General features: G+C 39.0%; 17 protein-coding genes and 1 other annotated feature. All 17 genes read right to left on the bottom strand.

What is annotated here, in order from left to right:
• Positions 1-8 precede the first annotated feature (8 nt).
• A protein-coding gene (locus Q9Q86_RS12395) for an IS3 family transposase (protein WP_304457407.1) occupies positions 9-1,228 on the bottom strand; the annotation gives its coding sequence in 2 pieces (ribosomal slippage) (positions 9-952 and positions 952-1,228; 1,221 coding nt in all).
• Positions 837-953 (bottom strand) — a sequence feature (AL1L pseudoknot). It overlaps the preceding gene by 117 nt.
• Positions 1,203-1,475, bottom strand: a complete 273-nt coding sequence (locus Q9Q86_RS12400) for a hypothetical protein (protein ID WP_227540316.1) — start codon at positions 1,473-1,475, stop codon at positions 1,203-1,205. The genes Q9Q86_RS12395 and Q9Q86_RS12400 overlap by 26 nt, the downstream gene beginning before the upstream one ends.
• A gap of 32 nt (positions 1,476-1,507) precedes the next feature.
• Entirely contained in the window at positions 1,508-1,933 is a 426-nt protein-coding gene (locus Q9Q86_RS12405) for a sulfite exporter TauE/SafE family protein (protein ID WP_235655799.1), read from the bottom strand.
• A gap of 74 nt (positions 1,934-2,007) precedes the next feature.
• Positions 2,008-2,685 (bottom strand): IS1595-like element ISAju1 family transposase, encoded by a 678-nt coding sequence (locus Q9Q86_RS12410; RefSeq protein WP_004960139.1) that lies wholly within the window; start codon positions 2,683-2,685, stop codon positions 2,008-2,010.
• Positions 2,686-2,723: 38 nt separating this feature from the next.
• Positions 2,724-3,047 (bottom strand): TSUP family transporter, encoded by a 324-nt coding sequence (locus tag Q9Q86_RS12415; protein WP_227540312.1) that lies wholly within the window; start codon positions 3,045-3,047, stop codon positions 2,724-2,726.
• Between the two features lie 91 nt (positions 3,048-3,138).
• Positions 3,139-4,041 (bottom strand): ABC transporter ATP-binding protein, encoded by a 903-nt coding sequence (locus Q9Q86_RS12420; RefSeq protein ID WP_112986702.1) that lies wholly within the window; start codon positions 4,039-4,041, stop codon positions 3,139-3,141.
• A gap of 13 nt (positions 4,042-4,054) precedes the next feature.
• Positions 4,055-4,909 carry a nitrate ABC transporter permease gene (gene ntrB, locus Q9Q86_RS12425; protein ID WP_005092581.1) on the bottom strand — a complete coding sequence of 285 codons (855 nt, stop codon included), beginning with the start codon at positions 4,907-4,909 and terminating at the stop codon, positions 4,055-4,057.
• Positions 4,910-4,920: 11 nt separating this feature from the next.
• Entirely contained in the window at positions 4,921-6,300 is a 1,380-nt protein-coding gene (locus tag Q9Q86_RS12430; protein WP_112986701.1) for an ABC transporter substrate-binding protein, read from the bottom strand.
• A gap of 11 nt (positions 6,301-6,311) precedes the next feature.
• On the bottom strand, positions 6,312-7,646 hold the full coding sequence (locus Q9Q86_RS12435) for an FAD-dependent oxidoreductase (RefSeq protein WP_005092586.1): 1,335 nt from the start codon (positions 7,644-7,646) through the stop codon (positions 6,312-6,314).
• Positions 7,643-8,773, bottom strand: coding sequence for an acyl-CoA dehydrogenase family protein (locus Q9Q86_RS12440; protein WP_005092588.1), 1,131 nt, complete (start codon positions 8,771-8,773; stop codon positions 7,643-7,645). The genes Q9Q86_RS12435 and Q9Q86_RS12440 overlap by 4 nt, the downstream gene beginning before the upstream one ends.
• Before the next feature lie 241 nt (positions 8,774-9,014).
• A complete protein-coding gene (locus Q9Q86_RS12445) occupies positions 9,015-10,655 on the bottom strand; it encodes a sigma-54-dependent Fis family transcriptional regulator (protein WP_005092590.1) in 1,641 nt (546 codons plus the stop codon).
• Positions 10,656-10,895: 240 nt separating this feature from the next.
• Positions 10,896-11,654 (bottom strand): twin-arginine translocase subunit TatC, encoded by a 759-nt coding sequence (tatC, locus tag Q9Q86_RS12450; RefSeq protein ID WP_005092593.1) that lies wholly within the window; start codon positions 11,652-11,654, stop codon positions 10,896-10,898.
• A complete protein-coding gene (locus Q9Q86_RS12455; RefSeq protein WP_005092602.1) occupies positions 11,655-12,062 on the bottom strand; it encodes a hypothetical protein in 408 nt (135 codons plus the stop codon).
• Between the two features lie 43 nt (positions 12,063-12,105).
• Positions 12,106-12,318, bottom strand: coding sequence for a twin-arginine translocase TatA/TatE family subunit (gene tatA / locus Q9Q86_RS12460; protein ID WP_005092605.1), 213 nt, complete (start codon positions 12,316-12,318; stop codon positions 12,106-12,108).
• Between the two features lie 75 nt (positions 12,319-12,393).
• Positions 12,394-12,843 (bottom strand): cyanase, encoded by a 450-nt coding sequence (cynS, locus tag Q9Q86_RS12465; protein ID WP_005092607.1) that lies wholly within the window; start codon positions 12,841-12,843, stop codon positions 12,394-12,396.
• A 52-nt stretch (positions 12,844-12,895) separates the two neighbouring features.
• Complete coding sequence (locus Q9Q86_RS12470; protein ID WP_005092608.1) at positions 12,896-13,453, bottom strand: OsmC family protein; 558 nt, start codon at positions 13,451-13,453, stop codon at positions 12,896-12,898.
• Positions 13,454-13,764: 311 nt separating this feature from the next.
• Positions 13,765-14,793, bottom strand: a complete 1,029-nt coding sequence (locus Q9Q86_RS12475) for an IS701-like element ISAba11 family transposase (RefSeq protein WP_142028625.1) — start codon at positions 14,791-14,793, stop codon at positions 13,765-13,767.
• Between the last annotated feature and the right edge of the window lie 524 nt (positions 14,794-15,317).

A 15,317-nucleotide genomic window follows, 5' to 3' on the forward strand; every position in this document is an offset into this window, starting at 1 on the left:
TATTTAAGTTAGGCCACCTGACCTAACGGGTTAATCTTATCATAGTACATTGCTTCAAACTCAAAAGGCGATACATAACCCAGTGCACTGTGTACACGCTTTTTGTTGAACCAATCTACCCAGTTTAGTGTCGCAAGCTGTACATCTGCTAAACCTTGCCAATCTGCTTTTAAATATTCAATCACCTCTGTTTTGTATAAGCCATTCACTGTTTCAGCCAGAGCATTATCGTATGAATCACCAGTTGTACCGACTGATGCTCGTAAATTTGCAGCTTCTAAACGATTGGTATAGCGAATAGAAAGATATTGAACACCTCTATCGGAATGATGAATCACATTCTTTGGCATGCCTCGATCGTGCAATGCTTGCTCAAGTGCATCGAGTACCATATCTGTATTCATCCGTGTAGATACTTTCCATCCAACAATTGCTCGTGAGAACACATCAATAATAAAGGCGGTATAGACCCAGCCTGAATTTGTTTGAATATAGGTAAAGTCAGCAACCCACAAGTGATTAGGCTGATCAGCTCTAAAATTCCGTTTCACCAAGTCAGGTGCTCGTTTTTGGTCATCTCGGCTACGGGTGGTTTGTTTGTTCTTACCTCGCCAAACACCTTGTATACCTAGCTTTTTCATTAATCGAGCAACAGTACAGCGTGCAATAATATAGCCTTCACGTTTCAGTTTTTGCCAGACTTTACGTACACCATACCGACCTGAACTTTCCTTCCAAATTCGTTTAATCTCCTCAGCATGATGCAAGTCATGTAAATCTCGCTTTGCTCGATGTTCTGGATTGTCAGCGAGATCTAAAGTTCGGTAATAGGTTGAAGCTGCGATCGGTAAAATCCTACAAATCGCATCAACACCATATCGATCTTTATTGTTATGGATAAAATCCACCATTATTTGTATGGGCGGTCGAGCTCCGCCTGGGCGAAAAAAGCGGCTGCTTTACGTAGAATTTCATTGGCACGCTTTAATTCTTTAATTTCACGTTCCATTTGCTTCATTTTTTCTTGATCAGATATCTGTTGTACTTTAATAGGATTTTGCTGATCTAAATGCTTTTGATGCCAGGCACGAAGTGTTTCAGGAGTACAACCAATCTTAGGCGCAATTGCTGTGATTGCAGCCCAAGTAGAAGGATAATCTTTTTCAGATTCAATCAATAATTGAACCGCTCTTTCTCTGATTTCAGGGGTATATTTTAATTTTGTCATCGGGATAGTCTCTCAGAATATTGACTCTCCGACAAACCCGGTACGGTTCAATCCATTCAAGATGATATTGATGATCTTGAATATATTCAATAATTTCATCTGCATGTGATGTTGAAGTTCTCGCAGAATTAATCTCATAATCAAGCACTGAATCAATTACTGCACATTTTTTATTTTCTGTATCAGCAATCACATAACTAAATGTTGAACTTATTGGCTCTAAAAATGCTTGGATACTAAGCGCCATAAATAACCTCTATAAAATATTAATTTTAAAATTTATTTTGCAATCAACTGACTCATCATGATGCATGCTGTACACAACATAATTGCGGCACAAATACGCTGTAAAATGGGTTGAGGGATATAATGTATTACCCATCTTCCCAGAATAAGCCCTAGGATCGACATCACTATAAAAGGGTAACTCGTTGCAGGTATGTGCATGCCTTGATAAGCCATGATGCTGATTGTAGATATCGAAACCAAAGCAACCACCATCAAGGATGTTGCAATAATACTATGCAGTTTTATATCGCTACTCGCTGTCATTCCAGGGACAATAATAATCCCTCCCCCAATACCCAATAAGCCACTCAATAAACCTGAACTACCGCCTAAAAATCCGAGTTTCTTAAAGCAGGGATATGTCCAATTGAGGCGATGAGTTTCAGAATTAACCAGGCATGGCGCACTTGATAGCATGCTGGTTGCTTTCGTTGATGAACTGGCTTTTCTCCAAAGCTGAATGGCTGAATAAAATAGAGGGGCTTAGGAAGTTAAAGAGGATTGTTACGGAGTAATTTAAGCAAATCGAGATATAAATTACCGTTCCGATGATTGAAGCGATACTCCGTTTCTTTAAGATGCAAATAAAACATCTTTTTGTCAATTCCATTAAACTTGACGAGTCGCTTTTTAGCATATCCCCAGAATGATTCTATGCCGTTAATATGACGCTCCCCGCATGCAAATTCGTTGTTCCCATGATTCACTCTTAAATGTTTGTCAAAACCAATATCAACTAAACCATCATAGCCTCGCCATCCATCTGTATTGATCACAGAATCAAGCTCTATATGCCCCCGAATAATACCCTGTAGCGTAGCTTTGGAGCAATCAGGCACAATTTCTGTGTATACGTTTCCATCTCTTTTGAGTAGTCCAAATACAATGGTTTTTCCTGATGCACCACGTCCACGTTTTCCTCGAATACGACGAGCACCAAAGTAGGATTCATCAAGTTCAACGATACCGTTGAAAGGAGATATTTCCTCACATTGAGCCGCAATCTTTTTACGCAACCTGATGTAAATTGTATTGATGGAACGTACAGAAATATTGGTGAGTTTAGCTGTATCTGAAGCAGTTAAATCCATGGCAAAAAAGCGAATGATCTGTCTGAATTTTGCCTCTGTGATTCTTGAACGGGAATAGTATCTATTTTTTGCTTTCATATAAGGAAGTTACCATACTTTTTGATATGCTTAACTTCCTAAGCCCCAAATAGAAAACAGACAAATCCTGTCAAACTTAGCGTTAAAGGAATATAGTTTGCCAGCAACAAACCTAGGGGAACTAAGCAAAAACCAATCACAGCCATATACAAGGCAGCTCGATAGCGAACGATACCCTTATTGAGTCCCTGAACTGCAGCCCAACTTGCAGATAAAGCAATCGCTAACAGAGCGATGGGCTTTGCCTCTTCAAAGCTATATCCTAACCCCATCATGAGAATAGGAAGTGCAACGATGCCCCCACCGCCCCCTGTTAAGCCTAGTAAAATTCCAACAAACAGACCAAAAATGACTGTAAGCATGGCCACCTCCATTAATTTCCATTAGAAACGAATGAAATTAAAGATTCAGGCATCAACATACTCTCAATGTCACACGTGGATGCCTAAAAGGTTATACAGGTTGTTCCTTCATTTGCTGAACCTGTCCAATTGAACTTTTCTCATCACTGACATCTCTGGCTTTTAGGCCAGGATGAACGTGTAAAGGTTCTGCATCAATCGGAATGAGCACTTTGTTCACTTCTTTAGAACGTCGTACCAAGAAATCAATTAAGTGGTTACGAATTTGATAATACTGTGGATCGTGATGCATGGTTTCACGACTACGATCACGTGGCAAAGTATTCACAACAATTTCTGCAACACAGGCTTGCGGGCCATTACTCATCAACATGATTTTGTCTGCCAGCAAAATGGCTTCATCAATATCATGCGTGATCATAAACACCGTTTGCTTAGTCATTTCACAAATTTTTAACAGTTCGTCTTGAATCACCCCTCGGGTTAATGCATCTAAAGCGCCAAATGGCTCATCCATCAATAACATTTTAGGTTCAACCGAAAATGCCCGTGCGATGCCTACACGTTGTTTCATTCCACCTGAAAGCTCACTCGGCTTTTTCTTGCCTACATTTTTGAGTCCAACCAAATCTAAAAATTTAGATGCGTGTTCTAGAGTCTTCTGTTTGGACCAGTCTGGGTAACGTGATTTAATTGCAAAACACACATTTTCTTCAACTGAGAGCCAAGGCAACAAAGCATGGTTTTGAAAGACTATGCCACGATCTAGACTTGGCCCCTTAATCTCCTTACCTGCCATAATAGCAACGCCTTCACTGGCCTCTTCCAAACCTGCAATCACGTTTAAAATTGTACTTTTGCCACAACCTGAATGACCAATTACACAAACAAACTCACCTGGCATAATGCTAAAGTTAATATGTTCAAATACAGCAGGTTGATCTTCACGGTAGCGTTTTGCTAATCCTTCGACTTTGATAAAAGGTGTATTCATCTTATTCTCCGATTTATTCTACATAAGTCACTTTCTTTTGCAGTTTTCCAAACATCATATCTAGCAACATTCCAATTAAACCAATTAGAAAAACTGCGAATACGACATTGCCAATTGATAAGTTATTCCATTGATTCCAAACAAAATAACCAATACCTGTACCACCTACCAACATCTCTGCGGCTACAATCACCAACCATGCAATACCCATTGAAATACGCATACCTGTAATAATGGTTGGTGCTGCTGCAGGTAAAATCACCAAGAAAGCTTTACGAACTGGATTTACTTCTAAAACACGTGCCACATTCAGCCAATCTTTACGTACCGCAGCTACACCAAAGGCGGTATTAATCAACATGGGCCATAATGAACAGATAAAGATCACAAAGATGGCTGAAGTGGTTGAATCTTTAATGGTGTACAGTGCAATTGGCATCCAAGCTAAAGGTGAAATTGGTTTTAAAATTTGAATGAATGGGTCAAGCACCTTGTACAGTAAAGGAGAATTACCAATTAAGAACCCCACTGGAATTGCCACTAAAACTGCCAGTAAAAAACCAATTGCGACACGTCCTAATGAATGCATCAACTGAATGCCAATACCTTTATCGTTTGGCCCATTGTCATAAAATGGGTCTTTCAGTTGGTTAAATGTGATCTGGACAAATTGAGCTGGCGTTGGCATACCATTATTGGCTTTGACGTTGCCATACTCATCTGGAATTTTTCCCATTAATTTTGCATATTCAGTTTGCTCACTGGTCATACTGGTCATGGGTTTGGGCATAGTTGCAAGCTGCCACACCATCAGAAGTGATAACAAGAGAAAACAGGATAAAACTGCCGACTTTAATTTAAAGGACATGTGCAGTACTCCTATGATGTGCGTCTAATTTTGAAACTATTGATATAGGCATCGGGTTGAGCAGGGTCAAAAACCTTACCCATAACCACAATTTTTTTACTTCTTTGATACTCGCTTGGATGAAATACACCCAATGCTTTCATTTGCTTTTCAGCATCCGTCATTAAGAAAATTTGCTTGGCGATATCTTGAAAATTCACATTTGCTTTGAGATAACCCCAACGCTTCATTTGGGTTAAAATCCAGATCGCCATGGAATCCCAAGGCATAGGGTCAAACCCTGCACGATTAGGCTGGTCAATGACATTCCCCAAACCATCTGCAAAACGACCTGTTAATGTTTGACGAACCACAATTTCAGGCTGATTCAAATAGTTCGGTTTTGAAATTACCTTAGAAATATTCATCAAGTTTTCAGGTTGATTGGCCAAATTTGCAGATTTCAAGATGGTGCGATACAGCGCTGCAAAGGTGTTTGGATTTTGTTGAATAAAGGCTTGCGATGTCCCAAAAGCACAACATGGATGACCATCCCAAATATCTTTAGACAAAATATGAATAAACCCGACCTCTTCGTACACGGCACGTTGATTAAATGGGTCTGGTCCTAAAAAGCCATCAATATTGCCTGCTCTTAAATTTGCAATCATTTCTGCAGGTGGTGTTACCCGAATCTGAATATCACGATCTGGATTTAAACCGTGTTCAGCCAAGTAATAGCGCAACAAAAAATTATGCATGGACTGTTCATACGGAATTGCAAAGCGAAAACCTTTCCAGTTCTTCGGATTACGGTTATTTCTATGCTTTAAAGCTAAGGTAATACTTTGACCATTGGTATTCTGGACGGATGCCACACGCATGGGTTGAGCACTTGAACCAATCCCCATACTAATAAAAAGCGGCATAGGGGCCAAAAAGTGTGAGGCATCTAGCTCATTATTTAACATTCGGTCACGTACCAAAGCCCATCCTGCTACCTTTTGCAGTTGCACATCCAAGCCTTGCTCCTTATACAGCCCCATTGGGTGGGCCATAATTAAAGGTGTCGCGCAAGTAATTGGAATAAACCCAACATCTAGTGTCTTTTTCTCCAAAGGCCGCTTTTCTAAAGCCATTGCCTGTAAAGATTGAATAGGCAAAATTGAACTGATTGCTGCAATCGCTGTACCTGCGCCCACAGTTTTTAGAAATTGTCGACGCGTCACTTCGTGTGGGAAAATTGCTTTCATTAGTGCAGCTTCCACAAAATCATGTGAACGCTGCTCTATTGCTGACTCTGCACTTTGCAGGGCAAGTTGATGCTCAGATTCAGAAGCATGTTGACCACATTGACATCCACCTAAACTAGAATCGGCAGCATAGGGACGATAACGGTTATGAGATTCCATAGTGCTACTTCCTATTTTTGCGCCATTTTGAATTCGGCAGTGATCTTTTGTTGTTGGCTTTGTCGCATGTGCAATAGCCCTGTGCGGTCTTCAATACTTTCCCAAGCGAGCTCAGCTTTGGGTGAACCTTGAATTTCAATAGACACCGTTTTAGTTTTCAGTTTGATCAGTGGCGCACGATGCTGATAACCTGCATAGTCTTTACCTAAAATGTGATGTGCTATGGCCTGTGCTTGTTTCGCAATTGGCTCAATAAAGCGACATGGCAAGCCATTTAAACTAATGCAATCACCTAAAGCGTAAATATCAGGCTGACTGGTCTGTAAGGTTGCTGAGTTCACTAAATAACCATTTTCAAATGCTAAATTTGCTTGTTTAGCCAGTCGGCCATCTGTTTTTAAGCCCAATGAAACAATGATGAAATCAACCGTTAATATCTGACCATTAGCTAAATACAAACGTTTTAAATTGCCTTGTGCTTCAATTTTTTCTACTTGGCAATTGCCATAAAACTGAATCCCAATTTTTTCATGTTCATTTATTAGTTTTTGCCCTGCGCAAGTCGGTAGCAAAGTCGATAAAGGATAGGCATTGCGTTCAATTAAATGCACACGAAGTCCTGAGCTGGCTAAATCTTCTGCAAGTTCACAACCAATCATCCCTGCCCCGACTAAAGCAATGGTCGATTCAGGCTTCAGTTGAGCTGCGAGAGCTTTCCAATGCGTTAAATTATTAATGCGCCAGCAGACCTTTGGTGAAAATGGTTCTGGCAGAAATGACTGCGCGCCCTGCGCCAGAATCAATTTGTGGTATGCAAACATGCCGCGGGTCGTGCGAATCATTTTTGCTTGGGCATTGATTCCTGTGACAAAGCATTCTGTCACCAGTTGCACATTTAATCGCTTGGCTTTCTCTGGTGCACTTTCTTTGATGAGCTGATCAAGACTACGCTGACGTGAAAAGGCAATAGACAATTCAGGTTTATGATAAATATTGGCTTCGCATGCGCTGATAATCGTGATAGGTGTATTCGAGTCTAGACGGCGTAAATGTTCTGCTGCAGACCAACCCGCCAAACCCGCCCCAATAATGATGACTTGCTCAGCTGAATTTTTGAAAAATGTACCACTTTCTGTCGTAGCTTGAGTGTAATCAACAGTAACATAAGGCTCAAAATCGAGTTTAGTTACACCACATAAAGGACACTCCCAATCATCAGGAATATCTTCAAAACGTGTTCCTGCTGCTAAGCCGCTGTCTGGGTCACCAATCGCTTCATCATAAATTAAGCCACATGCTCTACAGATATATTTTTTCCATTCAATTGCTGTTTGAACTGTATTCATGCTGGTAACTCCTCTTTTAATAAGCGTTGCATTTCCCAGCGCAGGTGTTTAATTGCAGGTGTGACAATCGCGACAAAATGAGCTTCTCGAATACGGCGCTGTGGTGCGGCTGCTTTTAAATATCCACGCGCGCCTTGATGCAATAACGCAGACTGTGTTGCACGTAAGGCGAGCGTTGCACCTTCTGCACGTGCATCCAAAACATCTAAAAAGGCATCTGCAGGTGCTGTCAGTGGTTGTTTAGCCAACTCCATTACTCGAGCCAAAAGATCATCAAGTTCGGCTTGTAATTGTTCTGCTGAATCTTCTAAAAATTGATTTACATGCCCCAAGGGTTGTCGTACTTCTAAAATCGAATCGATGCTGCCCGCAATTAAGCCACTTGCCATACCCGCTTGAAGTAATACAAATGCATGTTTTACGCTTTGAATGAAAGGCTTTGCAGGGACTGCAATTAATTGCTCAGGCGATACCACATAGCCATCTAAATTAATTCTCCAAGTACTTGTCCCTTCCATCCCTGAAAACTCAGGACACTGACTTAATTTCACCCGATCATCTAAATCAAGCAGGAACATGATTTCATAAGGTGCTTGTTGTGGGTCGTCCGACTCTACCGTTGCAATCGCACCGCAGTATTGACCCGTTTGAATATGACTCACCCAAGGCAATGTGCCTGAAACCTCAAAACCATCGCCTAGTTTTTTAGCTTTAAAAACCATTTTTTCAATTCCAGCAAATGCCTTCATTGGATTTGAAAGTGCTGTGCCGCCAAAGCTTTTGCCTTCTGCATGGTCTTTTAAACGGGCAATCAGTGCTGGGTTATTTGACTCTTGCATGTACAAACCACACACCATATGGCACCACATTAAAAATGCTGTTGAACCACAAGTTTTGCCGACTTCATGCATGGCTTTAAGCGCCAAGTCATAACGGCTACCATACATTTTTAAATGAGCACCCAAAGCACCGGTCTGTGCTAATGCTTGCATGACATCTAGTGGGTAATAACCTTCATCAATACTTTGAACTTTAGGTGCGAGTTTTTCTAAAATGACAGATTTCACGTTCATTAAAACCTGATCTGCGTCTAGATATTGTTCAGGTGTAATATTTAAACTGGTCATTTGCACATTCCTCTTGTATTGGGTTTAAAAGCAGCGTGATAAGACATGTCGGCTTCACTTCACGTTTGCTTAAAAATTATTTAACGGCTTCATACCAGTAGAAATGCAATCAACATGCCAAGTTTTTAAATTTCACTTAATCATTAAATATCAATAATTTAAATTTATTTTATTTTCTATTTTTAATTATTATGTACAACATTATTTACAATGTCCGACATTTTGTAGAAAACGAACAATCCTATTCAGATTGTTCGCTCATTTTGCTTAGACGATAACTAAACTGACGTGGAGTCATCCCCAGTAATTGAGCGGCTCGGGTTTTATTCCCCCCTGCTCTTTGTAATGCACTCATTAATTCATCTATCTCATGCGAGTCGGATTTTGCATAAGGTCGGACTGCAAAATGATTCGACATTTCCGTGGGCTGTGGAGCATGAAATACTGCAGATGTTGTTGCTACCGAATGTGACTGCCTGCTCGGAAGTTGGATATTATCGGCAAGGTTTTGTGATAAGAAAAATTGAATATCTTCTGCATTCACAATGGTTTTGTCACTGAGTAAAACCAAACGCTCAATAAAATTAGACAGCTCTCGAATATTGCCCGGCCAAGCGTGCTGCTGTAGTTGATCTAATGCACTTTGGTTTAAATGTAAATTTTTTTGATTGGCCTGATTGGTTTTATTCAGAAAGTACATGGCCAGTAAAGGAATATCACTTCGGCGTTCTGCCAAAGATGGTAGCTGAATTGGAATTACATTCAGTCGGTAAAATAAATCTTGTCTAAAGTTTCCAGCATTTACCTCATGGGCTAAGTCACGGTTTGTTGCTGCAACCACGCGAACACTAATTTTAATCTCAGACTTCCCACCCAGTCGTGTCAGCGTCCCTTCCTGTAAGGTTCTCAGCAATTTGGTTTGCATTGGCAATGGCATTTCGCCAATTTCATCTAGAAAAATAGTTCCCCCATTGGCTTGCTCAAAGAAACCTGCCCGCATACCCACCGCGCCAGTAAATGCCCCTTTTTCATGACCAAACAATTCAGATTCAAATAAATTTTCTGGAATCGCTGCACAATTCACTTTAATAAATGCTTCTTCACGACGTGGACTGGCCAAATGCAGTGCACGAGCAAATAACTCTTTCCCCGTTCCCGACTCACCGAGCAATAAAACGCTCGCATTGGCTTGTGATACTTGTTCAATGGTTGTTATGGCCTGAAGCACCTGCGGTGATTTACCCACAATTCCATAACGTGTGCTGTCGGAATGAAACATTTTTTTGAGCCAGTCATTCTGTAAGGCAAGTGCGCTGGTTTGCTCTTCAATATGCTGATGCATATACAAAATTTGGCTGATCATCGTGGTTAGAATTTTTAGAATGGTTAAATCGTCATTCATCATCCGTCTGCGCATACGAATACGATGACAAGCAAGCACCCCCACAGTCTTAAAATCAACCTGAATAGGCAACGCATAAAACGATACAATGTCCTGAGGTAAGTTTTCACGCTTAACACTACGTGCTAGAAAATTATGATCTTCATCAATATTTTGAACAATAATGGTCTGCCCCATTTGCAACACACTGCCAGTAATTCCCTCACCAAGTGCGTAACGACCACGTTCTATTTCCTGACGTGTCAAACCATAGGCATATTTAATACTGCCGAATTTTTTATTATCTTCTAATAAAATAATTCTACCTCTATTGAGTCCTAATAACTCAGACATGAGATGCAGAATTTCTTTAAATACAATCTGCGTATTGAGCTGTTTGCTCGCCAAAGATGTGACTTGCTGCAAAAGTAACATTTCTTGAGCACGCCAATACGCAGTTTCTGTATTCAGTTGGGTCACTTCGTTAACGCTATTGCTCATGTTAAACCGTATCCCTCTATATTCAATCTTGATATTCAGGAATAACTATAGCAAGACGCATGCCAGTTTATGGCTAGTATGCAGAGCAGAACGCTAAAAAAATATGTATACGGATTTATTTAAAGAGAAACAACATGACGTACCTATACATCTTCTAAATATATAAACCTGCCTCACTTTATGCTGAAAACAGTGTTATCACTTCATCTGAATAAATTTATTGATAATTACTGATAATATTCAGATATCTTTAGGTTTCTGATTTAAATAAATATTTGCAACAGCCAGACCCATTTCAAATAATAAATACATTGGCAGCGCAAGCATGATCATGCTCAAAGCATCTGGTGGCGTAATAAACATTGCGATAAAAAAACAGCCCACAAGCACCAAACGACGTTGTTGCTTCCATACTTCTACAGACACAATATGATTGATAGACAACAAAAAAATTAAAATTGGAATTTCAAAAATAATGCCAAATATAAAAAACAAGCCCAAACAAAATTGCAAATAACTTTGAATATCCGTCATTGGCAGCACACTATCTGGGCTAATGCTCATAAAAAACTGTAAAGCGGTAGGTAAGACAAAATAATAAGCACCACTTACGCCTAAATAAAATAAAAAAATGGCACAGATAAAAAGAGGTAAAACCAGCTTTCTTTCAATATGCTTCAGTCCGGGTTTAATAAAATTCCACAGACAATACACCAATAGCGGCAAACTAATTAAAATACTCACAAATAAAATTAATTGTAATGGGGCGACAAATGTACCTGTGACCGTTGTTGCGATCATCTGACTTTGATGCGGTAGCTTTTCAATTAAAGGCTGAGACACCCATTCATAAATTTTTTTATGAAAAGGCATCAGCCCTATGACCAACAACAGCAGCACACCAATCATTTGCATTAAGCATTTTCTCAAAGCTTGAATGTGCCCTGTGATTGGCAAACTCACTGAATTTTGCTCTGAAAGCACCCAAGATTTTTTCATCTAAGCCACCTCTTGCAAATGCTGCACTGAATTCTTATCCGCTGAGTGTTGTTGTCGTTTTACCTCCCAAATCTCTTGCTTCAAAGCTTGGCTGTGCATTTGATGAATTAAACCAATATTACAAAGGTGTACTGTTTGAGGCTGAAACAATTGCTGAATGAACTGACGCTGATAGGGCGATAATGCTATTGGATCAAGGTAGTGATATTGTTTGGCAGATGAGGCTGACGGTGTGCAAAATTTCTCAATTTGTGCCTCTAAATCATAAATATTGTGATCAAAGAGATACTTGGATTTTTTATAAAAAGCACGTGCTTTCAGCAAAACATGCGGTAGCTTCTCTGGGCCTAAAATTAAAATAGCCAAGACCACAAATACAATAAACTCTGTGATGCTTATATTGAGCATAGATCTACCTCCCTAAACCAGCAAAGCATGTTCGCTCATGCATTTACCGTTTTGGTTGTGCAATTTGAGTGTTTTTATTGTCGGGTTTTAACTCATCTTGCGGGCTCTCTCCTAGAGATGAATCCGCATCGATACTTTGTCGAAAATCTTTCATCGCTGTGCCCAAATCACGACCTAATGTCTTAATACGTGACGTACCGAACACCAAAATGAGTACAATCAGCATGACCAAAATATGCCAAATAGATAATCCCATTGCTGTTTCTCCTAAAACTTATTGCTTCATAAAAAGACCTAAAGGCTCAAGCTTGAGCCTTTAGTCATTACGGAATTAATAACTCTTATAGGGCAAGAACTTACCTGAGAGCACGACATTGACACGGTCACCATTCGGGTTACTTTCGCGTTGAATATCCATACTAAAATCAATTGCACTCATAATCCCATCACCAAACTCTTCGTGGATAAGTTCTTTGATGGTAGAGCCGTAAACACTAACCACTTCATACCAACGGTAAATCAATGGATCAGTCGGCACTGCTGTAGGTAATGAACCTTTGTACGGTACAATTTGTAACCATGCTACGGCTTCATCAGACAAACCAAAAATTTCACCTAATTTTTCTGCTTGTGCTTTATCAAAAGCCATTTGCCCAAGGCAACCTGAAGTTACCCATTCTTTAGATAAACCCAACTGCGCAGCAACATCTGCCCATTTCAAACCTTTTGTGACCTTAGCTGAGATAATTTGCTCAGTGACTTGGCTTCGATTTGTAATCATTATGTTTTTCCTAATATATTGATAAAACTGTAATACTGATTATGGATATTTTTTACTCATCCATTAAACCAATGCTAAAGGCGATTGGATTACGCATTGAATTAGCAACTGGTGAATAGAAATTGGCATGCTTCACAATTTCATCTAACTCTTCACGCGTTGCATCTCCTTCAATCAATACTTTGACGCGAATAGCCTGAAAACCCATTTCTTCTGGCGCTTTCAAGGCACCGCCAGCACCCCAAGCCGCAGGATTACCAATATCTGCTTCCAAGAAAATTTCTAACTTACTTAATGCAATACGTTTCCATGTTGCAACTGCCGTAATGCCCACAGCCAAACAACCGCCTAAACCAGAAAGTACAATCTCACCAGGTGCAGGTGCTGTATCTTCACCAAATAAATGCAATGGTTCATCTACCACAACAGGCTGATGATTACCGACATAGCTTAAGCTGCGGTACATGCCCTGCATGACGGTATGAACTTTATTGCCACCCATAGTTTGTGGGTTATTACGACCTTTTTCGGCAAATGCCATTAAACCGTCACGGTCAATTGGTTTAAGATAAGTTTTTACAGTTTGAGTTTGCTCGATTACATCTGACATAGGTTTCACCCTTTAGGTTGATCAATTTGTATGTCGTATATAAAGCAAAGTGCATGCCAATATTTTTTATTATTAAAAAACAATAAGATAAAAATTTAAGATAATTTTAGGGAATATTTGAATTAGACAATGATTACAAAGTTCGACATTTTGTCCGAAGTGTCAAATGCTATATATTCTATGTTGCTTAAAATCTTAGTACTAAAAATGAGTTCATTAGCGAAGCCAATCTAAGAAAAATAAAAAATTTCAAAAAATGGTTATTAAACTATAAGTCTGGTGAATTCTATAATTTTAGGACTTACGCACTATTATTTATAGATTCTCTGTGGTAGGAGATGATTTTTATCGAGAATAAAGTCATCAATGAAGTCTTTGATGATTGGTCTAAATAATTTCTTCTGCCAACGATATACATTTTCAAAGATCCGCTCAAACTGGTTCTTTTGTATCTCGACGTAGGCCATCAAGGCTGCAAAAATATGATTCAAAATCAGTTTAGATCGTCTTACTTGAAACTTTTCAATATGACAAACCTGTTTAATCACTCGGTGATATTGCTCTATTTTCCAATGACTTGAATGTAATTCATGAAAACCCTCAAAGGACAATAAATCATCTTCATCTTGATGCACAATATAAAACCTCTGCTGTTCTTTTAACTGAGTCTTAAATAATTGTACAAAGCCAAAATCTTTGAGCCAGACCACTTGACCCTGATGAAAATCTGGCAATAAACGCAGTTGAAACCATTGTCCTTTTTCTGGGGAAACCTTACGGTTACAGTCGATACCAAACATAAATCGAATACCATATTTTCTTATGGTTTTTAGATTTCCAGTCGATGAATACCAACTATCACCTGTAATAAATTGAATCTTTGCACCCCAACTGAGTACTTCACTTAACATATCCATAAAGTAATCATTCTTGGTTTTACTTTCAGATTTGTCATAAATTCGGAAATTAATTGGAATATTTTGACCATTTTGATCTGTCGCATACAAGGTAATGAGATTAATACCCTTGACGGATCGGTGGTGTTTGCCTGACCAAAAATAGCTAACTAAGTCCATATGCTGACTATATGGTTTATCTAAAACAGTATCATCAATACTGACTATAAGTTTATTATTATCAATATGTTGAATTGATTCTTGATATAGGTCGTGAGGTGTGTAGTCTTCACGCTCTAGAAAGCGATTTACACTATCATGCGAGATGTTATAAGTCTCGGCAAGTTGTGTGCAGCTAATAGAGTTCGGTTCTGTCATGAGAAAGCCCATATAAATGGGTAGAGTACAGGTTGCTGTAGAAGCATGTTTAATTCGTCTAATCACAGATACTTTATAAAGCATTTTAATACTTTTTTGAATCTGTCAATGCGTAAGTCCTAAATTTGTAAAATGTTCTGTTTCAGGGGGCTTGGTTATATAAGATTTGTGAATGCTTTTGATCTAGCTTGTTTTTGATCGAGCAGGTTATTGAGATTGAAGATCACACTAAATCCAAGCATTTCTCAATTGATTTAAGCCAAGTTATAAAACCTCTTGGTTAGATTATAAAATTGGATGCAGGCTTGTTCATCTGATAATTGTATTTTTAAAGAAAATATAAGAATTCATGTGCCAAAACTTATGACTTACAAATATTATATTTAATCATATATTGTTTATAATAATTTATAAAATTAATGCGAAAACATAGGTGACTTCTACAAACCGAAATATCCAAAATAAAGTGACCAAAACCACATTAAATGATCTAAATTGATCAAAATTTTACCCCCATCAAAAACCATATACTAATAATTAAATCATATACTTATAATTAAGGTGATTTAATGAAATAAATCTCGGTGACC

It is taken from the genome of Acinetobacter sp. A22 (genome assembly GCF_030913345.1).
In the GTDB taxonomy this organism is placed as follows: domain Bacteria; phylum Pseudomonadota; class Gammaproteobacteria; order Pseudomonadales; family Moraxellaceae; genus Acinetobacter; species Acinetobacter junii.